This is a genomic window from Saccharopolyspora flava, from assembly GCF_900116135.1.
GTDB classification, from domain to species: Bacteria; Actinomycetota; Actinomycetes; order Mycobacteriales; family Pseudonocardiaceae; genus Saccharopolyspora; species Saccharopolyspora flava.
In genome coordinates this window covers 117,140-139,267 of the sequence record NZ_FOZX01000012.1, presented here as the reverse complement: position 1 = coordinate 139,267, position 22,128 = coordinate 117,140, and the positions used below count along the sequence as shown (strand labels likewise).

Annotated in this window: 15 protein-coding genes; 6 read left to right on the top strand and 9 right to left on the bottom strand. The window is 69.5% G+C overall.

The window, feature by feature from the left end:
• Window positions 1–184 precede the first annotated feature (184 nt).
• Both BM424_RS25720 and BM424_RS25715 read right to left on the bottom strand, forming a co-directional pair.
• Complete coding sequence (locus tag BM424_RS25720; RefSeq protein ID WP_093423200.1) at window positions 185–814, bottom strand: endonuclease; 630 nt, start codon at window positions 812–814, stop codon at window positions 185–187.
• A 53-nt stretch (window positions 815–867) separates the two neighbouring features.
• Window positions 868–1,740, bottom strand: a complete 873-nt coding sequence (locus BM424_RS25715) for an LLM class flavin-dependent oxidoreductase (protein ID WP_093423104.1) — start codon at window positions 1,738–1,740, stop codon at window positions 868–870.
• Between the two features lie 118 nt (window positions 1,741–1,858).
• On the opposite strand from BM424_RS25715, the gene BM424_RS25710 reads away from it, so the two are divergent.
• On the top strand, window positions 1,859–2,671 hold the full coding sequence (locus tag BM424_RS25710) for an HAD family hydrolase (protein ID WP_093423197.1): 813 nt from the start codon (window positions 1,859–1,861) through the stop codon (window positions 2,669–2,671).
• A gap of 77 nt (window positions 2,672–2,748) precedes the next feature.
• Here BM424_RS25710 and BM424_RS25705 read toward each other — a convergent pair whose 3' ends face one another.
• Both BM424_RS25705 and BM424_RS25700 read right to left on the bottom strand, forming a co-directional pair.
• Window positions 2,749–3,837 (bottom strand): peptidoglycan recognition protein family protein, encoded by a 1,089-nt coding sequence (locus BM424_RS25705; RefSeq protein ID WP_175548266.1) that lies wholly within the window; start codon window positions 3,835–3,837, stop codon window positions 2,749–2,751.
• Between the two features lie 133 nt (window positions 3,838–3,970).
• Complete coding sequence (locus BM424_RS25700) at window positions 3,971–5,212, bottom strand: glycosyltransferase 87 family protein (RefSeq protein WP_093423099.1); 1,242 nt, start codon at window positions 5,210–5,212, stop codon at window positions 3,971–3,973.
• A 309-nt stretch (window positions 5,213–5,521) separates the two neighbouring features.
• On the opposite strand from BM424_RS25700, the gene glf reads away from it, so the two are divergent.
• The 5 genes from glf (at window position 5,522) to BM424_RS25675 (ending at window position 12,047) form a co-directional block, all read left to right on the top strand.
• On the top strand, window positions 5,522–6,712 hold the full coding sequence (gene glf, locus BM424_RS25695) for a UDP-galactopyranose mutase (protein WP_093423096.1): 1,191 nt from the start codon (window positions 5,522–5,524) through the stop codon (window positions 6,710–6,712).
• Between the two features lies 1 nt (window position 6,713).
• On the top strand, window positions 6,714–8,669 hold the full coding sequence (locus BM424_RS25690) for a glycosyltransferase (protein WP_093423093.1): 1,956 nt from the start codon (window positions 6,714–6,716) through the stop codon (window positions 8,667–8,669).
• A gap of 22 nt (window positions 8,670–8,691) precedes the next feature.
• On the top strand, window positions 8,692–9,264 hold the full coding sequence (locus BM424_RS25685) for a phosphatase PAP2 family protein (RefSeq protein WP_425442069.1): 573 nt from the start codon (window positions 8,692–8,694) through the stop codon (window positions 9,262–9,264).
• The gene (locus BM424_RS25680; RefSeq protein WP_093423091.1) at window positions 9,257–10,336 is read left to right on the top strand and encodes a decaprenyl-phosphate phosphoribosyltransferase; all 1,080 of its coding nucleotides are present in this window, start codon (window positions 9,257–9,259) and stop codon (window positions 10,334–10,336) included. Before BM424_RS25685 ends, BM424_RS25680 begins: the two co-directional genes overlap by 8 nt.
• Before the next feature lie 145 nt (window positions 10,337–10,481).
• The gene (locus BM424_RS25675) at window positions 10,482–12,047 is read left to right on the top strand and encodes an alkaline phosphatase D family protein (protein ID WP_093423088.1); all 1,566 of its coding nucleotides are present in this window, start codon (window positions 10,482–10,484) and stop codon (window positions 12,045–12,047) included.
• A 1,029-nt stretch (window positions 12,048–13,076) separates the two neighbouring features.
• Here BM424_RS25675 and BM424_RS25670 read toward each other — a convergent pair.
• The 5 genes from BM424_RS25670 to BM424_RS25650 form a co-directional block, all read right to left on the bottom strand.
• On the bottom strand, window positions 13,077–14,354 hold the full coding sequence (locus BM424_RS25670) for an NAD(P)/FAD-dependent oxidoreductase (RefSeq protein ID WP_093423085.1): 1,278 nt from the start codon (window positions 14,352–14,354) through the stop codon (window positions 13,077–13,079).
• On the bottom strand, window positions 14,351–14,749 hold the full coding sequence (locus BM424_RS25665; RefSeq protein WP_093423083.1) for a GtrA family protein: 399 nt from the start codon (window positions 14,747–14,749) through the stop codon (window positions 14,351–14,353). Before BM424_RS25665 ends, BM424_RS25670 begins: the two co-directional genes overlap by 4 nt.
• Window positions 14,736–15,746 carry a glycosyltransferase gene (locus BM424_RS25660; protein ID WP_093423080.1) on the bottom strand — a complete coding sequence of 337 codons (1,011 nt, stop codon included), beginning with the start codon at window positions 15,744–15,746 and terminating at the stop codon, window positions 14,736–14,738. Before BM424_RS25660 ends, BM424_RS25665 begins: the two co-directional genes overlap by 14 nt.
• Window positions 15,747–15,748: 2 nt before the next feature.
• Window positions 15,749–18,829 carry an arabinosyltransferase domain-containing protein gene (locus BM424_RS25655; protein ID WP_093423191.1) on the bottom strand — a complete coding sequence of 1,027 codons (3,081 nt, stop codon included), beginning with the start codon at window positions 18,827–18,829 and terminating at the stop codon, window positions 15,749–15,751.
• A 105-nt stretch (window positions 18,830–18,934) separates the two neighbouring features.
• Window positions 18,935–22,123, bottom strand: coding sequence for an arabinosyltransferase domain-containing protein (locus tag BM424_RS25650; protein ID WP_093423078.1), 3,189 nt, complete (start codon window positions 22,121–22,123; stop codon window positions 18,935–18,937).
• Window positions 22,124–22,128 lie beyond the last annotated feature (5 nt).

Genomic DNA, 22,128 nt, shown 5'->3' with positions numbered 1-22,128 from the left:
CCCGACACGAGGTGAATTCCTGACCCCGGTGATCGGGGGACGGTGATCACGGGACTTCCGGTGGTCGTGGGTGGGGGAAGTTTTCATGAAAACTTCCCCCACCCACGACCACCCGCTCACGAAGAAGACCCCAGGTGACCTGGGGTCTTCTTTCGTAGGTCGAAGTTTTCATGAAAACTGCGCTTCACCCCACGGCCGAGACCAGACCGCGGTCGAGGGTGGTGCGGACCAGGGCGGCGGCGAACCGGGCGAGGTCGTGGCCCTCGACGAGGTCGGCGAGCGCGTCCGGATCGGTGGGCAGGCCGAGCTTCTTCGCGCCGCTGAGCGCCTTGGAGTCGAAGTAGGGGCGCAGCTCCGGCCAGACGAGCTGGGCTTCGCGGCAGAAGATGTCGGCGCCGACCGGGCCGAGGCGCGGGAGCTCCATGAGCAGCGTGCGGACCTGTTCGGGATCCCCGCCGGCCTTGGCGCGCAGTTTCCGCAGGTCGCCGTGGTACTTGTCGAGCAGCAGCTCGGCGCCGTCGCCGAGCGCGGTCGAGGTGCTCTCGTCGTAGCGCCGGTAGTGGGCGCGGCCGAGGGCGTCGACGCGCTGCTGCCAGGTGGCGTCGAACATCTTCTGCGGGCTGTTCCACGGCGCCAGCTCGCGGGCGGCGTCCACCGCGATCCGGGCCTTGATCCGCGTGGACAGCAGCACCGACAGCACCACGAGCCGGTACAGCGGTGAGGGCTTGTCGGCCGGTTTGATCCCGGCTTCGGCGGCGAAGCTCGTGCCGCCCTCGTCGAGCAGCGTCTGCACCTTGTTCCGCGTCGACGCCATCGTCACCACCTCCTCGTCGTGGACGAGATACCCACGACGAGCAGGCGCGACACCTACAACTCGGGCAGGACTTCGGAGGCGATCTCCTCGACTGTGGATTCGCTGCCCTGGTACGGGCTGTCGGGGCGCGGCCAGTGGGTGATGACGTCGGTGAAGCCGAGCTCGTCGGCGCGGCCGACCACGTCGCGGAAGTGCTCCACACTGGACAGCGAGAACGTCGGCGCCGCGTCGACCTGCAGGTACCGGTCGACCTTCTGCGGGTCGCGGCCCTGCTGGTGGCAGACGTCGGTGAAGCGCAGCGACAGCTCGGCGACCGCGCGCCACCAGCTCTCCATGTCGTCCCCGCCGCGGCCGGTGGTCACCCAGCCCTGGCCGTACTGGGCGGCCAGCTCCATCGAGCGGGTTCCGTTGGCGGCCACCACGAACGGCATCCGCGGCAGCTGCACGCAGCCGGGCGCGCGGCGGGCCTGCACCGCCGAGTAGTAGGTGCCGTCGTAGTCGGTGACGTCGAAGCGCAGCACGTGGTCGAGCAGGTCGACGAACTCGGCGAACCGGTCGGAGCGCTCGGCCGCGGTCAGCTCGGGCTGCCCGAGCACGGTCGCGTCGAAACCGGTGCCGCCGGCGCCGATGCCGAGGGTGATGCGGCCGTCGGCGATGTCGTCCAGGGCGGTCAGCTCGCGGGCGAAGTGCACCGGGTGCCGGAAGTTCGGGGAGGCGACCAGCGTGCCGAGCCGGATCGTCGAGGTGACGGTGGCGGCGGCGGTCAGCGTGGGCACGGCGTCGTACCAGGCCTTGTCCACGAGGGAGCGCCAGCCGAGGTGGTCGTAGGTCCAGGCGTGGGCGAAGCCGTACTCCTCGGCCATCCGCCAGAGCGGTTCGGCGGCCCACCACCGGTGTTCGGGCAAGATCACGATCCCAACGCGCACGGGTAGACGGTACTGGTACCGGCTCGCGCGTTTCGACCCGATCAGGTGATGAACATCCCGTCGCGAGCTCACCAGCGATGATGTCCGGATTCGCGGCGCGGCGGGCATGATGGACGGCGTGCGTGAACCTGGCCTGGTGGCATCGGACGTGGACGGAACCCTGCTCGACCCGAGGGAGGAGGTCTCCGGTCGCACCGCGGCGACGGCGGGCAGGGTGATCGCATCCGGAACGCCGTTCGTGCTGGTCACCGGCCGTCCGCCGAGGTGGATGCCGCGCATCGTCGCCGCGCTGGGGGTTTCCGGGATCGCGGTGTGCGCCAACGGCGCGGTCACCTACGACACCGCCGCCGACCGGGTGCTGCACAGCCACGACATCGATCCGGTGACGCTGCACGACGTGGTGCGCGAGCTGCGGCGGGAGCTGAGCGGCTGCGCGTTCGCGGTCGAGCGCGCGACCCGCAGCGCCCGCGACGACCTGCGCGAGCAGTTCCTCGCCGAGGCCGACTTCCACCGCAACTGGATGAACACCGACATCCGCGTCGCGCCGACCGACGAGCTGACCGGCAAGCCGGCGATGAAGCTGCTGGTGATGCACCCGGGTCTGACCAGCGGGGAGCTCGCGGCGGCGACGCAGGAGATCATCGGTGATCAGCTGCGGGCGACGTACTCGACGGATTCGGGCCTGATCGAGCTCTCGGCGCCGGGCGTGGACAAGGCCTCGGGCCTGGCCGCCGCAGCCGCCGAGCTCGGCATCGCGCGGTCGGAGGTGATCGCCTTCGGTGACATGCCCAACGACGTCCCGATGCTCACCTGGGCCGGGCACGGCGTGGCGATGCGCAACGCGCACCCGGACGCCCTCGCCGCGGCCGACGAGGTCACCGCCTCCAACTCCGAGGACGGCGTCGCGCAGGTCCTGGAGCGCTGGTGGTGACGGTTTTAGCCATAACTGCACCATGATCATGTCCGTTATGCCCGGACAATTATGGCTAAAACCGTCACCTGGCGACCTCAGGGGCGACCGGAGCGCTGGATGTCGCGGGCCTGGGTCCGGATCGCGCCGAGTTCGGCGTAGCCGCGCTCGCCGGGGCAGGCGGTGTAGGCGGCGTCGCGGTGGCCGAAGATCGTCGGCAGCGTGACCTCCGCGCCCGCCGGGTACTTCGAGCCCTGCGGGGCCTCGGAGACCAGCCGGGTGGTGCCGTCGGCGGGGATGCCCGCGGTGCCGAGCTTCCAGGCCGCCATGTTCGCCACCGAGCGCACGGTCTCCGGCGACGGGGTGACGCCGTCGTAGTTGCCCATCATCGAGATGCCGAAGGTGTCGCGGTTGAAGCCGCGCACGTGACCGCCGATCACGTTGCCGGTCAGACCGCCGACGCGGCCCTCGAAGACCGTGCCGCACTTGTCGACCAGCGCGTGGTAACCGATGTCGCCCCAGCCCAGCTCGACCGCGTGGTACTGGTAGATGCCGCGCACGAGCTCGGCGGACCGGTCGCAGCTGTAGTTGTTGGTGCCCGCGGTGTGGTGCACGACGGCGGCCTTCAGGCCGGTCGGTTCGGGCGTCCAGGTCATCTTCGACTCGTCGGCGCCCCACTGGGCGCGGGTGACCACCGGCGGGATGCCGGGGTTCGCGGCGGGCGCGGGCGCGGTGATCTGCGGCGGGGTGATCTGCGGGAGCGGGTCGATGCCGATGAACTGCAGCTGGTCGGTGATGTCGCGGCCCTGGCTGCTGGCGCGGACCTGGGCGTCGGTGCTGCGGCCGGTCCACAGGGGTTCGCTGCCGCCGTCCTCGGCTTCCAGCGGGGTCCACGCGCCCCAGCCGTCGGCGGTGCGCACCCGCACCTCGATGTGATCGGGGGCCTGGCCGCCCTTCCAGGTGAGGCCGATCAGGTCGAAGGGCTTGTCGCTGTGCACCTGGCGCACCGCGGAGCGGTCGCGGGCGCTGTCGCGCAGCGGGATGTGCACGGTCTGCGTACCCGAAGGGTGCGCGCCGGACGGTTCGGGGTTCGGTTCGGCGACGCCGGAAGGCCCGGAGATCGGCAGTACGGCCAGGGTCAGCAGCGCGGCGGCTGCCAGCCGCGGGCGTGTGGACCGAAAACGCATGGGCGATACCTCGCTTCGGCTGGAGGGCGAGTGTCCTTTCTCGACACTCGCTTCCTGACGACAAACGAGTATGGGCCCGGTTCCGATCATTCGCTGACTGGAATTCCCTTATGCCCGAATCGGCGGAGTGGAATCAGCGCCCCGGAATCAGAGGCCTGCTCGTGAATTCCGGGGAATTCACCGGACGCCGGCCGAAACGGACGTGAGCGATCGCGGCGCACACCAGGAATCCGATCCCGATCAGCGTGTAGGCGTTGCCCACGATCTGCTGCGAGAAAGTCCAGTCGAGTTCGCGATCCCCGGTGTTGGGCAGGTACCACTGCGGCCCGGCGAGAACGGTGATCGCCGAGATCACCACCGCGATCGTCATCCCGTACCAGCGGTTCCGCAGAGTCATCGCGAACAGCAGCGCCAGCGCCGGGCCCGCCCACACCCAGTGGTGCGACCAGGAGATCGGCGAGACCAGCAGCACCCACACGGCGTTGATGACCAGCGCCAACGGCACGTCGCGGACGCTCAGCGCGTAGCGGATGCCCATGATCGCCAGGACCAGCAGCAGCAGCGAACCGCCGATCCACAGCGAGTTCAGCGCGAAGCCGGTCAGCTCCTGCTTGGCGAGCAGGCTGCGCAGCGTCAGGTTCCCGGCGTAGACGGTGCCGAAGGAGTCGCCGGTGGACAGCATCTTGTCCAGCCACCAGTCCGCCGAGTCGCGCGGCGCGGCGAGGAAGCCGACGAACACCGTGGTGGCGAAGGTCAGGCCGGTCATCGACATCGCCCGGTAGTCCTTGCGCAGCAGGAACAGCAGCAGGAAGCCCAGCGGTGTCAGCTTGATCGCGGCGGCGAGGCCGACCAGCACCCCGCGCGGCCAGCGGGTGCGCGGCAGCAGGCAGTCGGCGGCGACCAGGCCCATCAGCACCAGGTTGATCTGCCCGTAGTTGAGGGTTTCCCGCGACGGTTCGATGATCGTCAGCCACGGCAGCAGCGCGGCGGTCGCCAGCGCGACCGTGCCGGAGTGCGGGGCGAGGTGGCGGGAGGAGCGGGCCAGCGAGTAGGCGGTCACCAGGATCGCCAGGTGCGAGCACAGCGCGACCACCACGACGGCGGCCGTTTCCGACATCCAGGTCAGCGGGATGAACAGCAGCGCGGCGAACGGCGGGTAGATGAACGGCAACGTCGCGGAGTCCGGCGTTTCCGGGGTCAGGTCGTCGCCGTAGACCTGGTAACCGTTGAGCCACGCGCGCGCACCAAGGCGGTAAATCTCGGTGTCCATGTACCCGCGGGTGTCGATCCAGTGCACGAACCAGACCGCCAGCACCTCGAGCACGATCGCCGCGATCAGCAAGTGACGCCCGTCACGGGCGCGTGTCGACCCCACAGCTCACCACCCAGCGTTGCGCGCCGTCGTCCTGCCTCGGACCTGCGTGAAGGGGTTTCACCGGCGCGTCGGTACGGCGTGATGGTAGCCGTCGCACGACTCGCCGAGAGGGTCGCCTAACGGGTAGTAACAACGACGAATAGTCGCCGCCGGTGTCCTCGCGCTCACACCGGGTGGGTGATGAAATGCCTGGACAACGAGGATTGGGCGGTGTTCGGCAGCCATATCGACACTCTTCGTGGTCATATGTAGCCAATAACGTCAACGCGGTTTCGGGGTGGCACCGCGCTCCAGCTACCCTCGACGACTGTGAGCTTCGCAGGCTATGACCTGATCGTTGTTGGTTCCGGATTCTTCGGCCTCACGATCGCAGAGCGCGCCGCCACCCAGCTGGACAAGCGGGTGCTGGTGCTGGACCGTCGTGACCACATCGGGGGCAACGCCTACTCGGAGGCGGAGCCCGAAACCGGTATCGAGGTGCATCGCTACGGCGCGCACCTTTTCCACACGTCGAACAAACGCGTGTGGGATTACGTAAACCAGTTCACCGAATTCACCAACTATCAGCACCGGGTGTTCACCAAGCACCAGGGGCAGATTTACTCGTTCCCGATGAACTTGGGTCTGCTTTCCCAGTTCTTCGGTCGTGCGTTCACCCCGGACGAGGCCAAGGCGCTGGTCGCCGAGCAGGCGGCCGAGATCAACACCGCGGACGCGCAGAACCTCGAGGAGAAGGCGATCTCGCTGATCGGCCGCCCGCTGTACGAGGCCTTCGTGCGCGGCTACACGGCCAAGCAGTGGCAGACCGACCCCAAGGAACTGCCCGCGGCGATCATCAGCCGGCTGCCGGTGCGCTACAACCTCAACAACCGGTACTTCAACGACGACTACGAGGGACTGCCCGTCGAGGGCTACACCGCGTGGTTGGAGAAGATGGCCGAGCACCCCAACATCGAGGTGCGCCTGTCGACCGACTTCTTCGACGTGCGCGGTGAGCTGCCCGGCGACGTCCCGGTCGTCTACACCGGCCCGCTCGACCAGTACTTCGAGTACGCCGAGGGCGAGCTGGGCTGGCGGACGCTGGACTTCGAGACCGAGGTCGTCAACACCGGCGACTTCCAGGGCACGTCGGTGATGAACTACGCCGACGAAGAGGTCCCCTACACCCGGATCCACGAGTTCCGGCACTTCCACCCCGAGCGGGACTACTACCCGACGGACAAGACGGTGGTCGTGCGCGAGTACTCGCGGTCGGCGGAGAGCGGCGACGAGCCGTACTACCCGATCAACACCCCGGAGGACCGGCGCAAGCTGGAGGCCTACCGCGAACTGGCCAAGAAGGAGGCCAAGGAGCGCAAGGTCATCTTCGGCGGTCGTCTGGGCACCTACAAGTACCTGGACATGCACATGGCCATCGGTTCGGCGCTGAGCATGTTCGACAACAAGATCGCTCCTTACTTCACCGAGGGTCGTTCGCTGGACGGCTCGCTGGAGGATTGACGTGACCGACCGGACCCCCCGAGAGCCCAACGCCGCTGGTGAGAGCAAGCTCAGCGACGTCACTTCGGTGCGCGCCGGGACCTCGGACGTGGCGCCCGAGCAGGTGCTGCAGCGGATCGTGTTCCCGCGCGGCGAGGACCCGCTGGACGTGCGTCCGCTCTACATCGACGAGCCCGAGGCGCTGGCCAGCACCGTGACCGTGGTGTCCCGCCGGCACCTGCGCGTTCCCGCGCACAGCAAGATCTCGCTCGCGTCCTACTTCAACGCCTTCCCGGCCAGCTACTGGAAGCGTTGGACGAAGATCGAGGAGACGGTGCTGCGGCTGCGGGTCAGGGGGGCCGGTCGGCTCGACGTCTACCGCTCGAAGGCCAACGGCGACAGCGTCCACCTGCAGGGAACCCCGGTCTCCAGCGAGGACTGGAGCTCGCTGGAGTTCAAGGTGTCGCTGCAGCCGTTCGAGGACGGCGGCTGGATCTGGTTCGACCTGTTCACCAACGACGCCGAGCTGGAGATCAGCGACGGCGCCTGGACCACCGACCAGCCGATGCCGCAGCAGCAGGTCGTGGTCGGCACCACCACCATCCGGCCCTCGGAGTGCATCGAGGCGCTGAAGACCCTCGGGGAGGACCCGCAGGTCATGGCGGTGGTCGAGCGCGTGATCGTCGCCGACCAGGGGCCGCAGAAGATCCACGAGGTGGAGGGCTTCGACGAGGCCGCCAAGGCCATCGGCGACAAGCTGCACGTCATCGAGCAGGACAACCTCGGCGGCTCCGGCGGGTTCGGCCGGGTCATGTACGAGGGCATCCACAACTCCGACGCCGCCCAGGTGATGGTCATCGACGATGACATCGCCCTGGAGCCGGACGGCGTGCTGCGGGCCAACGCCTTCGCCCGCGCCGCCACGCAGCCGGTCATCGTCGGCGGTCAGATGCTCAACCTGCAGGCGCGCTCGCGGCTGCACACGATGGGCGAGGTCGTCGACCTCGGCCAGGGCATCTGGCGGGCCGCGCCGGGCGCGGTCACCGACCACGACTTCGCCAAGAAGCCGCTGCGCAAGACCAAGAAGCTGCACCAGCGCATCCACTCCACCTACAACGGCTGGTGGATGTGCCTGTTCCCGCGCGAGATCATCGAGAGCACCGGGTTGCCGCTGCCGCTGTTCATCAAGCACGACGACTCGGAGTACTCGCTGCGCGCGGGCGGCCACGGCTACCCGACGGTGACGCTGCCGGGTGCCGCCATCTGGCACATGCCGTGGACCGACAAGAACGACGCCACGGACTGGACCGCCTACTTCCACACCCGCAACCGGCTGATCCTGGCCGCGCTGCACAGCCCGGAAGAGGTCAAGAACAACATCGTCAAGCAGGGCCTCAAGCTCACGCTGCGGCACCTGCTGTCGATGGAGTACTCCACGGTCGCCGTGCAGCAGAAGGCCATCGAGGACTTCCTCAAGGGCCCGTCGGGCCTGTTCGACAGCCTGCGCTCGGCGCTGCCCGAGGTCCGCGAGCTGCGCAAGGACTACGACGACGCCAAGACGCTGCCCTCGGCGCGGGAGTTCCCGCCGCCGAGCGCGGACCCGATCATGGCCGAGGGCCTGCTCAACCCGCCGGTGAACCCGGCGGTGATCGCGGCCCGCGCCTCGAAGGCGCTGCTGCACAACCTCAAGGAGCCCGCGCACGACGCGTCGGACCGGCCGCAGCTCAACGTTCCGGCCGCCGCCGCCCGCTGGTTCCTGCTGGGCAACCTCGACAGCGCCACGGTGTCCAACGCCGACGGCAGCGGGGTGGCGTTCCGGCGCCGCGACCCGGAGACCTTCCGCAGGCTGGGCCTGGAGGCGCTGGCCAACTACAAGCGGCTGGGCCAGGAGTGGGCGCGACTGCGCGAGGAGTACCGGGCGGCGCTGCCCGAGCTGACCAGCGCGGAGTCCTGGAAGCAAGTCTTTGATCCCCGATGACGCCGACCTTCCCGGAGACGAAGTGGCAGAGCTGACTACGTTGATCGGCCCCGACGACGTGACCGACCTCAAGCAGGACGAGCAGGTCACGGCCGAGACCGTCGCGCTGCGCAAGGTGCAGGGCGCGCTGGCCAAGCCCGCGGTCGTCAAGACGGCGCACGCGATGTCGCTGTTCGGCGAGCACGCGGCCGGCTGGCTGGCCATCGGCGCCGTCGGTGCGCTGGCCGATCGCAAGCGCCGCGGCGAGTGGGTCACCGCCGCCGCCGGGGTCGCCGCCGCGCACGCGGCGTCGATCGCGGTCAAGCGGGTGGTCCGCCGCCCGCGCCCGAAAGACCCCGAGATCCAGGTGCTGGTCGGTACGCCGAGCCAGCTGAGCTTCCCGTCCTCGCACGCGACGTCCACGACGGCCGCCGCGGTGCTCTACGGCGGGTTGACCGGCAAGAAGCTGACCCCGGCCCTCGTGCCGCCGATGATGGTCAGCCGTCTTGTCCTGGGGGTTCATTACCCGAGCGATGTGGTCGCCGGTTCGGTGCTCGGCGGTGCCGTGGCACTGGTCACCCGGCGATTCATGAGACGGCGGAGGAACCGTGCCTGACAACAAGCAAGCTTCGGCCGACGTGGCCGAGACGCCTGATGCCGCTGACCCCAAGAAGGCGGAGGTCGAGGCGGACGCGGAGGGCACCATCGGCGCCGAGTTCGGCGACGAGGTGCTGGAGGCCGAGCCGGCCAAGACCGACGACGAGAAGGACAAGTCGTCGGACGCCTACCACGCGAAGGTGACCGCCAAGGCGGGCACGCCCGCGGGTCTGGTGACCGGTCTGATCAAGGAGCTTCGCCCGAAGCAGTGGGTGAAGAACGTCCTGGTGCTGGCCGTGCCGTTCGCGGCGGGCGAGATCCTGGACCCGGCCATCCTGCTCGACGCGGTGATCGCGTTCGTGGTGTTCTCGATGGCCGCTTCGGGCATCTACTTCGTCAACGACGCGATCGACGTCGAGGCGGACCGGCAGCACCCGACCAAGCGGAACCGGCCGATCGCCGCCGGGCTGATCCCGGTGCCGATCGCCTACGTGGTGTGCGTGCTGCTGCTGGGCGGCTCGCTGGTGATCTCGGGTCTGACGAGCATGCCGCTGCTGGCGGTCATGGCGGTCTACATCGCGGTGCAGCTGGGCTACTGCTTCGGCCTCAAGCACCAGCCGGTGATCGACCTGTGCATCGTGGCCTCCGGGTTCCTGCTGCGCGCCATCGCCGGTGGTGCGGCGGCGAACCTGGTGATCACCCAGTGGTTCTACCTGATCGTGGCGTTCGGTTCGCTGTTCATGGTGGCGGGCAAGCGCTACGCCGAGGTGAAGCTGGCGGCCGAGACGGGCGCCAAGATCCGCAAGTCGCTGAAGGCGTACTCGCCGTCGTACCTGCGGTTCGTGTGGGCGATCGCGGCCGCGATCACGATCATGACCTACTCGCTGTGGGCCTACGACATCCGCGAGTTCGAGATGTCGCGCTGGGGCCTGATCTCCATCGTGCCGATGGTGATCGCGATCCTGCGGTACGCGGTGGACATCGACAAGGGCGTCGCCGGTGAGCCGGAGGAAGTGGTCCTCAAGGACAAGGTCCTGATGGTGCTCGGCGCGATCCTCGCCGGCTGCCTGTTCCTGGCGTTCTACCTGTAGAGCAACGCTTTTCGGCGAAGCCCCCGGTCCTGAGTGGCCGGGGGCTTCGTCGTTCTGCACGGTCTGTTCATCGACGATCACCGGTGCGTTCACCCGGTGCGGTGAGAGTGGTCGGCGTTCCCGAATCGATGGAGGACTTGCTGCCATGGACGTTTCGAAGCTCTCGCGCCGGCACGTGCTGCTGGGCGGTGCCGCCGGTGCCGCCGCCCTGACGGTGGGGGCGCCGGCGGCGTGGTCGCTGCCGGGTGCCGGTGCTGCCCGGCGCGCCGGGGTGTTCAGCCTGGGCGTGGCCTCGGGCGACCCGCTGCCGGACGGGTTCGTGCTGTGGACGCGGCTGGCCGCCGATCCGCTGGCCGACGACGGCATGGGCGGTATGCCGGGCAAGACGCTCCCGGTGCAGTGGGAGGTCGCCGAGGACGAGAACTTCACCCGCGTCGTCCGCCGCGGCGAGGCCCAGGCGGCACCGGAGCTGGGGCACAGCGTGCACGTGGAGCTGGAGGGCCTGCGGCCGGGCCGCGACTACTTCTACCGGTTCCGCGCGCAGGGCGAGCTCTCCCCGGCCGGCCGCACCCGCACCGCACCGATGCCGGGCGCGATGGGCGAGCTGCACATGGCCTTCGCCTCCTGCGCCCAGTACGAGCACGGCTACTTCACCGCCTACCGGCACCTGGGCGACGAGCGCCCGGACCTGGTCCTGCACCTGGGTGACTACCAGTACGAGTACCAGGCGGGCGACTACGAGATCCCGGGCGGCAACGTCCGCGACCACGTCGGTCCGGAGACCGAGACGCTGGCGAACTACCGGCAGCGGCACGCCCAGTACAAGACCGACGCCGACCTGCAGCACGCGCACGCCGCGGCCCCGTGGGTGGTCGTGTGGGACGACCACGAGGTCGACAACAACTGGGCGGACGAGGTCTACGAGCACCCCGAGGAGCCGCAGCCGAACTTCCTGGAGCGGCGCAAGGCGGCCTTCCAGGCCTACTACGAGAACATGCCGCTGCGCCGCGCCCAGGTCCCGCAGGGCATCGACCTGCGGCTGTTCCGGCGCGTCGAGTGGGGGTCGCTGGCGACGTTCCACATGCTCGACACCCGCCAGTACCGGGACGACCAGGTGGGCGACGACGAGTTCCCGACGCAGGACCCGGCGCGCCTGGACCCGAAGCGCAGTCTCACGGGCGCGGAGCAGGAGCGCTGGCTGCTGCAGGGCCTGCGCTCGTCGCGGGCCAGGTGGGACGTGCTGGGCCAGCAGGTCATGTTCGCCGAGATCGACTACCTCAACGGCGAGGAGAAGGCCTACAACCCGGACGCCTGGGACGGCTACGTCGGTTCCCGGAAGCGGGTCATCGAGGGCTGGAAGCAGGCGGGCACCCGCAACCCGGTGGTGCTGACCGGTGATGTGCACACCCACTGGGCCAACGAGATCCACGACGGCGAGAACGTGGTCGCTACGGAGCTGACGGCCACCTCGATCACCAGCGGCGGAGACGGCTCAGCAGACCTCACGGACGAGGAGAAGGCCTACCTCGCCGAGAACCCCCACGTGAAGCTCTACAACAACCAACGCGGCTACATCTCCACCAAGATCACGGAAGACAACCTGGAAGCCACCTACAAGGTCCTCCCACACGTCTCCAAACCAAACGCCGAAGCCCAAACCCTCGCCACCTTCACCATCCAAGACGGCACCCCGGGCCTCAACAGGGCCTGAACCCCTCGCCCCCAACCCGTCCCGAAAGGAACGCGACCAAGGCGACCCAAGATTGGGTAGAGGCGACCGACTACGGATACGTTTCGCAAGGAACGCAACCAAGGCGACCCAAGCTTTGGTAGAGGCGACCCACTACGAAGACGTTTCGAAAGGAACGCGACTAAGGCGACCCAAGCTTGGGTAGAGGCGACCCATTACGAATGCGTTTCGCAACGAACGCGACCAAGATGACCCAAGCTTTGGTAAACGCGACCCACTACGGATACGTTTCGAAAGGCAGGGGAAATTTCGTTTGAAATTGGCGAACCGCGTGACGTAAGAAAACTACGAAACGCAGCCAATTTCGGACGAAATTGCCCCTCCGTACGCACCCAAAGCACCCCGCGGAGCGTTCCCAAGACGACCCCGTGGGGGTCGGGACAGTTTTCATGAAAACTGTCCCTCCACCCACACGACGGGACCCCAAAACCCCAGCTCAGCCACCTCGAGGGTTGGGGGCGTCTCCGCAGAGAGACCCCGTGGGACGTGACAGTTTTCATGAAAACTGTCACCACCCCACGGGGTTCTTCGGGAGCGCTTCGCGGGGTCGGGTTGCTTGTGTGCGGAGTGGCAATTTCTCCAGAAATTGGCTTCGTCTTGGGGTTTTCTCGCGTTGTGGGGGCTGCCAATTTCAGAAGAAATTTCCACTGCCTATCGAAACGTACCCGTAGTGGGTCGCCTCTACCAAAGCTTGGGTCGCCTTGGTCGCGTTCGTTGCGAAACGTACCCGTAGTGGGTCGCGTCTACCAAGTCTTGGGTTGCTTTAGTTGCGTTCCTTTTGAAACGTATTCGCAGTGGGTCGCGTCTACCAAGTCTTGGGTCGCCTTGGTTGCGCTTCTTTTGAAACGCACCCGTAGTGGGTCGCCTCTACCAAGGCTTGGGTCGCCTTGGTCGCGTACGTTTCGAAACGTACCCGTAGTGGGTCGCCTCTACCAAAGCTTGGGTCGCCTTGGTCGCGTTCGTTGCGAAACGTCTTCGTGGTGGGTTGCCTTACTGCTGTTCGGGTTGCCTCAGGCCCAGGTGCTCCGTCACCTCGTGGGCCATTTGGATTGCGTAGGACTGGCCTCTGTCTTGGGGGTAGATCTGGGACATCGTTGCGAGGGTGACTCCTGGTAGGTGGGTGGTGTGCGGGGGGATGAGGGAGCGGTACGTGGGGGTGACGATGGGTTGGGCGAAGCCGGCCTTGGAGAAGTGCCAGTTCTGGATCCAGGACTCGTCGAAGTCGGGGTTGAGGCGCTGCAGCCACGGGATGAAGCTGCGCAGCAGCTCGGCCGGGTCGGTGGTGAAGCGCCAGTCCTCTCGGGGGACGTAGTTGCCGACGTAGACGACGTGGTTCCCGCCGTACTCCTGCCGGTCCACCATGTTCGTGTGCTCCACGACCGCCAGGAACGGGAACTCCGGGTCGTTGATGTTGAGCCAGTAGTAGGGGATGACGCTGCGGTCGAGCTCGAGGATGAAGCAGGTCGCGCCCAGGTACTGGTTGCGCCAGAGCACGTCGTCGGACTCGATGTCGGCGGCCTTGGCGAACGCGGGCTGCGGAACCGTGACGATGAGCCGGTCGAACTCGTAGCTGCTGCCGTCCGCGGCGCCCACGATGACCTGCTCGGCGGGCTGGGTGATCGACGAGACCGGCTTGTTGAACTCGATCTTCCCGCCGCGCTCGGTCACCGCGTCGGTCAGCGCGCGGTAGACCTGGTCGAAACCGCCGTGCAGGTACCCGAGCTCGAAGGTGCGGCAGTGGATCCGCGCCCACAGCCACGCCATCGAGATGTCCTCGGCGTGCTCGCCGAACTTGCCCTGCAGCAGCGGTTCCCAGATCGTCGAGGTGACCTTCGGCCCGGCCCAGCGGCGCATCCAGTCCAGCGCGCGCACCTCGTTGAACCGGGCGCCGTTGCGGATCACCTTCAGCAGCGCCGAGGACGCGCCGAACCGGAACCGGTCGAGCATCGAGAACTCGGGGAACTTCAGCATCTCCACCGGGGTGCCGAAGTCGTGCAGCTTCCCGTCGAAGTACACGCCGGTGGTGGGCTTGTGGAAGCGCAGCTGGTCGCCGAGCCCGAGCTCCTGGATGAGCTCGATCATCGCGGTGTCGCTGGCGAAGCTGTGGTGGTAGAAGCGCTCCAGCGGGGTGCCGCCGACCTCGATGGAGGCCGCGAGACCGCCGAGCTCGGCGGAGGCTTCCAGCACCGTCACGTCGTGTCCGGCGCGCACCGCGTCGAACGCCGCGGTCAGCCCGGTGGCGCCGGCGCCGACGATCCCCACTCTCATCCGAAACTCCACCTCTTGTTGATCGTGTACTGGAACAGCAGGACGACGGGCAGGCTGGCGAGCTTGACGAGGTTGGCGTCGATGCCGAGCCAGGTCGAGAACACCGCGAGCAGCAGGAACGTGAGCACGATCCCGGCGACGCCCACCGCGTAGAAGCGCAGGAACCGCACCAGGATCCGGTCGGTCTTGCGGAAGTTGAACAGCGAGTTGAGCACGAAGTTGTTGGTGATCCCGGCCGTGGTGCTCAGGACGTTGGCGACCTGGTGGTGCACGCCGAAGTAGTTGAACAGCACCAGGAACAGCAGGTAGTCGAGCAGCACGCCGCTGCCGCCGATCACCGCGTAGAGCAGCAGTTCCCGGCTGATCAGCCGGGGGCGCGGCTCAAGCTTCGTCATGCCGGATCACATCCCGGACGATGTAGAGCGGTCGTTGCTGGACTTCGTTGTAGATGCGGCCGATGTAGCTGCCGATGACCCCCAGCGACAGCATCTGCAGCCCGCCCAGGAACAGCATCACGACCATCAGCATCGTCCACCCGGACACGGTGATCTCGGGGAAGAACAGCCGCAGCGTTACCGAGTAGATGATCCCGGCCAGCGCCAGCGCGAGGCTCGCGAAGCCCATGCGGGTGATGAGCTTGAGCGGAACGGTGGAGAACCCGGTGACGCCGTCGGCGGCCAGCCGCAGCATCTTGCGCATCGGGTACTTGGTCTCGCCCGCGACCCGCTCGTCCCGGTCGAAGAGCAGTTCCCGCTGCTGGAAGCCCATCGAGGCGACCATGCCGCGGATGAACCGGCTGCGTTCCCGGAACCCGCGCAGCTCCTCGGCGGCGCGCTTGTCGAGCAGCCGGAAATCACCGGTGTCGACGGGGATGTCGACCTCGGCGCAGCTGCGCAGCAGCCGGTAGTAGGTGTGCGCGGTGAACCGCTTGAACGGGGTGTCGCGGCGGGTCCGCCGCCGCGCCTGCACGACCTCGGCCCCGTCGAGCCACGCGTCGATCATCTCCAGGCTGACCTTCGGCGGGTCTTGCAGGTCGGTGTCCATGACGATCACCGCGTCGCCCGCGGCGAGGTCGAGCCCGGCGGTGATGGCGATCTGGTGGCCGAAGTTGCGGGCGAAGTCGATGACCCGGACGCGGGTGTCGTTCTTGGCGATGTCGCGCAGGATCCGCAGCGAGCCGTCGGCGGACCCGTCGTTGACGTAGACGAACTCGTAGTCGAATTCGGGCCGCTGGGCGACGGTTCCGGTGAGTTCGGCGTGGAAGTGCTTGATGCCCTCGGCCTCGTTGTAGACGGGCAGCACGTAGGAGATCAGCTGCCCGGTCTCGGCTTCGGACCTGCGCTGCTGCTGCGGTACCGGTACACCCACCTCGTGGCGAATCGCGTCGGACATGGTCACTCCCCTCGCCAACCCCACCGCGGCTCGTCAACGCGCTGGACGTCGAATCGGTTGCCCGGGTAGGGGTATTGCACCTCGATCAGGTGTCCCCACTCGGAATATTCGGGTGTTTTCTCATCACCTTTGAGCCTTGTCGGGATCTCGTTTTGGACACCGACGTCGCGGACTCCGGCGAACGACCCGCCGATGCCGCGTTCGAACGCGGCGGTGCCGCCGAAGCCCATCGAGTTCGGCGGGGTCAGCAGGAAGGCGGGCGGTTCGACGAGACCGTCCTGGACCTTCGGCAGGTCGCGCAGGCACGGCACGGCCCAGGTCATGGACCAGTCGACGTAGGTCGGGGCCTTGTCGCGCAGGTACTCCGGCAGCGGGATGACCTGCCGGATCCGGGGGCCGCTGACCGCGACCCAGCCGGCCGGGTCGGTGGTGCCGTCGAGGGCGGTGATGCGGACGCGGTCGGCGCCGGGCGGGATCTGCGCGGGGGACAGGTGCAGGTCGCGCCAGCCGGGGTGGTCCTGCGGCTCGTCCTCGACGACGTGGTCGGTCGGGTAGGTCTCGCGCTCGTCGGCGTCCCGCCACGTGTCGTCGAGGACGACCTCGCGGGTGCCGCCGGGGCCGGAGAACTCTAGGGCGACGCGGTTGCCGTCGCCGCTGCGCCCGGCGACGCCGACGGCCAGCTCCTGGTCGGCGGCCAGCGGCGGCAGCGGGAACCAGCCGGTGGTCAGCGTGCCGGTGTTGATCTGCCCGCCGGTGAGGCTGCCCCAGACCGGGACGTTCGCGGGCGGGGTGAAACCGGGCGCGAAACCGACGCCCTCGGTGAACCCGGCCATCTCGGCGCCGTCGCCGCCGCGCAGCGGGGCGAGGTCCGGGGTGACGACGATCTTGTCGGCGATGCCGCAGCTGCCGCCGCGCACCGCGTCGAGGCCCTGGCCGCCGATCGAGTAGGCGTCGGGGCCCTGCCGGATCGGCGCCACCGCGAACGAGCCGAGCACGATCGTCACCGCCACCCCCATCGCCGTGACGCAGACCAGGGCGGGCGTGCGGATCAGCGCCCGGCGCACCCGGTCGTCACCTCGCCGGATCAGCGCGGACCCGGCCATCAGCAGCCCGGCGATCAGCAGCCACACCAGCGGGTTGTTCAGCGGCCGGACCGGGCCTTCGCCCCAGGGCACCCCGTACTGGGAGTGCAGGAACCAGTTGTTCTTGCCGGAGAAGACCAGTGCCGCCGCGCCCCCGGCGAGCACGGTGCCCACCAGCGCGGCGACGAGCACCGCCCGGTCCCGGCTCGCGGTGATCGCGGCGACTCCGATCACCACCGCTCCAGCGGTCAGCGTAGCGGCTCCCACCCCCGCGAGCGCGCCGAAGTAGTGCGTCCACTTCGACGGCGTCACGGTCATCAAACCCACGCTCACCAGCAAAGACGCAGCCGGGACGTGCACCATCCACAACCCGTCACCCGATCGAAAACCCCGGTTTTCATCGCGACGAAAACCGGGGTTTTCGATCGGGTGACGGGGATGGGTGGCCTGGGTGCGGAGGAGGGTGAGGAGGGTGAGGGCGGCGAGGAGGAGGGTGAGGAGGACCGCCGCGCGGCGGGCGACGTCGCCTTGGAGGTCGAAGCCGAGGAGGTACTGGTAGCGGGTGATCTCCTGGAACCAGGGCACGTCGGGGCCGTAGTAGCCGTGCAGCTCGGTGGCTTTGGACGTGGTGAACAGCGACTGGTCGGCGAACATCGCGACCAGGCCGGCCGAGGCGATGCCCGCCAGCAGCGCGAGCACCGCCGGACCCGCCATCCGCCACAGGCGCGGGGCCAGGACCAGGAACGGGGCGACGGCGGTGATGCCCATCGGGTTGATCGCGAGCGACAGGCCCGCGCACAGGGCGGCCACGCCGAGCCAGAGCCGTCGTTCGGTGCGGGCCGCCTGCAGGACGGCGGCGAGGACCGCCGTGAGCCCCAAGGCCTCGAAGGCCTCCGGGCGGACGCCCATCCCGAACGGCAGCCACCAGCCCAGGAACGCGATCACCGCGACCGCGCGCACCAGCGGACGCCGGTGCCGGCCCGGCAGGACGGCGCCGAGCACGCCCCGGCTGAGGATCAGCCAGGTCAGCAGCGCCGCGAGGATGCTGGGAAGCCGCATCGCCAGCGGGTTCCGGTTCCACTCGGCGACCGGCAGCAGCAGCTGCTGGACCAGCGTGAACGGGGCTTCGGAGGCGTTCTCCCAGCGGTAGTAGTTGCTGACGTCGCCGGTGGTGAGCCCGTTCTGCACGGTCACCGCCGCGAACGAGTCGTCCGGCGAGTTCGGCCCCAGCAGCCACCACCCGGCGAGCACCGCGAGCACCACCAGGTCGAAGCCGTAGCCGATCAGCCGGTGCAGCGGGCGCGAGACCGGCCGGTCCACGTCGCGGCGGCGCCCGCGGTCCAGCACCGCCAGGAGCGCGAACCCGGCGGCCACCAGCAGCAGCTGGACCCCGATGAGCAGCAGCTTCCCACTGGTCGGGGAGGTCGCGAACCAGTTCGCGGTGACCATCTCGACCCGCGTCCCGCTCGCCTCGGCGGGGGAGAGGTCGGTGGCGAAGGCGACGACGTCGCGGACCCCGTGCTGCACCGACGCCGTCCGGTCGCCGATGCGGACCTCCGCGCCGGACGGTCCGCCGTCGACGGCCACGTCGCAGGCCGCCGCGATCGGCGCGCGCAGCGCCTCGACCCCGCCGACCAGCACGATCACGTGGTCCTGCGCGGTGGTGACCGCGAAGCCCTCGGTGGGCTGGCCGGGCGGTCGCGACGACACCAGCGTCGTCGGCGCAGCCCGGTCCGCCCCGGCCCGGACCACCGGGCACGGAACCCGGACGTGCACCTGGTCCGGGTGGTACGGGACGACGAACGCCAGGGTCGATTCCGCCGGTCGACCGGCCTGCGGCCAGGTGACGGTGACCCGCTCGCCGATGACCGGCGCGAACGGCACCGCCAGCGCGGCCAGCACCGCCAGGACCCCGACGAGCAGGCCGAGGGCGTGCGCGAGGCGGCGGCGAGGTGCGGGTGCCGGAGGTGCGGGCGGTGAGGGGTCCGCGGTTCGCTCCATCCCGTCCAGCACCGTTCCCCCAGCTCAGCGACGTTCAGCGGGTGGGCCTGACACCGGCCCCGGGAAGGTCAGTTTCAGGCATCGAGCCGCGTCCCGCACCCACGATCACCCCTGATCGAACGGGTAGTCGCCGTCGCCGTCGGCGCCGCCGACGCGTTCCCGCTGCCGGGTCGTGGTGTAGGCGTCGTGCTCGCGGTCGTAGCGGACCGCGAGCAGGTGACCCCAGCTGTAGCCCGGCGCGCCGCGCAGCCGGGTGGGCAGCTCCATCCGCTGCGAGAGCATCGGGACACCGGCGAACACGCCGCCGAGCTCGCTGTCGTAGGCCATCGAGTACTCGCCCTCCGGCGGGGTGATCAGCATCCGCGGGCTGGCCGCGACGCCGTGGCCCACCTCCGGGTAGTCGCTGCGGCACGGGAACACGAAGGTCATCGGCCAGTCGATGAGCACCGGTCCCTGCGCGTCCAGCGCCTGCCGCAGCCCCACCACGTCGCGCACGACCGGGCCGCTGATGCTCAGCCAGCCCTGCCGGTCGGTGCTGCGGTCGGTGGCCAGCACGCGAACCCGGTCCGCGCCGGCCGGGACGTCGCCGGGTTCGACGGTCAGCGAGCGCCAGGCGGTGAAGTCGCGCCAGTCGTCCTCCCGGCCGTGCCGCGGGTCCTTGAACGGCAGCTCCGTCGGCGGCGGGTCGCGCAGCACCCGGCGTCCCAGCGGGCGCTGCCCGGCGGCGAACTCCAGCACCAGCGAGTTGCCCTGCTCCGGGCGGCCGGACACCCACAGCGACAGGGTCTGCCGGGCGTCGAGGCGGGGCAGCCCGAACCACGGGGTGATCAGCGTGCCGGTGTTCTGCGGCCCGCCGGTCTGGCTGGTCCAGGCGAAGTCGCTGGCGCTGCGGGCGGTGGGCTCGTCGGCGCGCGGGTCGTCCGGATCGGCCGGTTCCGGCCGCCGCAGCGGCTCGCCGGGCCGCTCCAGGCGCAGGTCGAGTTCCTGCGGCGGGGCGCCGCCGGCGGTGAAGCCGTCGAGCTCGCCGGTGGCGGCGGGGTTGAGCGGGCGGAGGGATTCGGCGATCGGCAGCGCCTGCACCTCGTCCTCCAGGCCGCACGTGGCCGCCTCGTGGCTGAGCCGGTTCATCCGGGCCACCGAGAACCGGTCGCCCATCGTCTCCGGCACCGACAGGAACGAGCCCAGCAGCACCAGCGCCATCGCCAGCGCCGACCCGGTCAGCACCGACGCCGGCGCGACCGTCCACATGAGACCGCCCAGCGGGCGCGACCGCAGCCGCATCCGGATCAGCAGCGCGACCAGCGTCAGCAGACCCGCCACGAAGCCGACGAGCATCCAGAACACCGGGCTGTCCAGCGGGAGGTCCGGCCGCACCGGGGTGTCCGACCACGGCATCGCCAGGTCCGACTGCCACGGCCACGCGTTCGGCCCCATGAACGCCAGACCCGCCGCGACCGAGGCCGCGATCGTCCCGAACACGCCGAGCAGGCGGGCTTCCCGCTGCGCCTCGGGCAGGCGGCCGACGCGCACCAGCAGCACCGCGGTCACCGCGACCAGCGCCGGGCCGACGCCGACCAGCGCGCCGAAGTGGTGCGTCCACTTCGACGGGGTCAGCCACAGCGCCGCCAGGACCGCGACCACCGAGCCCAGCAGCACCGGCAGGTCCGGCAGGTCGAGCGCCCGGTGCAGCCGCCGCATCGCGCAGGCCGCGCCGATCAGCACCGCGGTGATCACCAGGAACACCACCAGCCGCTTGCTCGCGCTGCCCCACATCGTGGTGCCGAGCAGCTTCGCGTAGCGGTCGAACTCCTGGTACCAGCCCAGGCTCGGGCCGAACTCGTCGTGCACCCGGGTCGCGCCCAGCACGCCGTTGAGCGACGAGTCGGCGAACATCGCCACCAGCCCCACCGACCCCAGGCTTGCCAGCAGCGCGACCCGGGTGGGCACCAGAACCCAGCGCGGCAGCGCCCCCGGCCGCATCAGCAGCGCACCGATCCGCGGGACGAAGACCAGGACCATCAGCAGCGCGCTCACCCCGGTCGGCGTGATCGACACCGTCAACCCGCAGGTCAGCGCGGCCACGCCCAGCCAGCCGAACGGCGCGGAGCTCCGCGAGGCCAGCAGCAGCGACGCCACCAGGATCGAGGTGCCCAGCGCCAGGAACGGCTCCGGGCGGATGCCCAGGCCGTAGGGCAGCCAGCAGGCCAGGAAGAACACCGCCGAGACCAGGTGCACCGGCAGCCTGCGGCTGTTCCGGCACAGCGGGGCGACGATGCCGCGGCTGACCACCAGCCAGGTCAGCATCCCGGCGATCGCGCTGGGCATCCGCAGCCAGAACGGGTCCAGCCCGTCCTCCGACCACCAGCGCATGAAGTGCTGCACCAGCGTGAAGGGGGCTTCGGAGGCGTTGAACCAGCGGTAGTAGTTGCCGATGTCGCCGGACTCGCCGTAGTTGCGGACCGTCATCATCGCGAAGCCGTCGTCGTCGGTGAGCGGACCGATGAACAGCCACGTCCAGATCACCGCCGCCACCCCGGCGTCCACCGGCCACAGCAGCGGGCGCAGCCGGAACCGGCCCAGCACCGGCGGGGTGTGGGCGAACAGCAGCAGCAACGAGCACACCGCCAGCAGCAGCGACGTCTCGATCAGGGTCCGCTTGGTCTCGGTGGGCGCGGTGTCGGCCCACGAGTAGGTGCGCGCGGTGACCGAGAACCCCCGCAGCTGCTCGCCTTCCAGCGCCGTGGCGAGGGTGAACACCTCGGGCGCGGGCACTCCCGGCAGCGCGATCGGCGCGTGCCCGGCCGGTTCGACGACGGAGCCCGTCCCGTCGCCGCGCACCGCCAGCCCGCAGGTCCCGGCGGGCAGCCGCACCTCCCGCTCGCCCAGCAGCAGGCGCGGCGCACCGTCCTGAGTGGACAGCACCAGGCCTTCGCGGTCGCTGCCCGGCGGCAGCGTGCTCAGCACCGTGGTCGGCTCCGGGCGGGCCAGCGCGGCCCGCATCGTCGCGCACGGCACCTGCGCGCGGAACTCCGCGGGCCGGTAGGGGTTCAGGAACGCCGTCGTCGTGGGGTTCTCGCCGGTCCGGGACGCCGTCTCGGCGGGCCAGTGCACCTCGGTTCGGTCCAGCAGCACCGGTGCCAGCGGCAGCGCCAGCGCGCAGCACAGGCCCGCGACCCCCAGGCACAGTGCGACGACGTGCGCCAGCCACCGGCCCGGGAGGGAGCGTCGGGGAGCGTCGTCGTGGCGCGGCTCGGCGGCGGGCTCGGCGCTCTCCGCGCTGGTCAGGAACTTCACGCTGG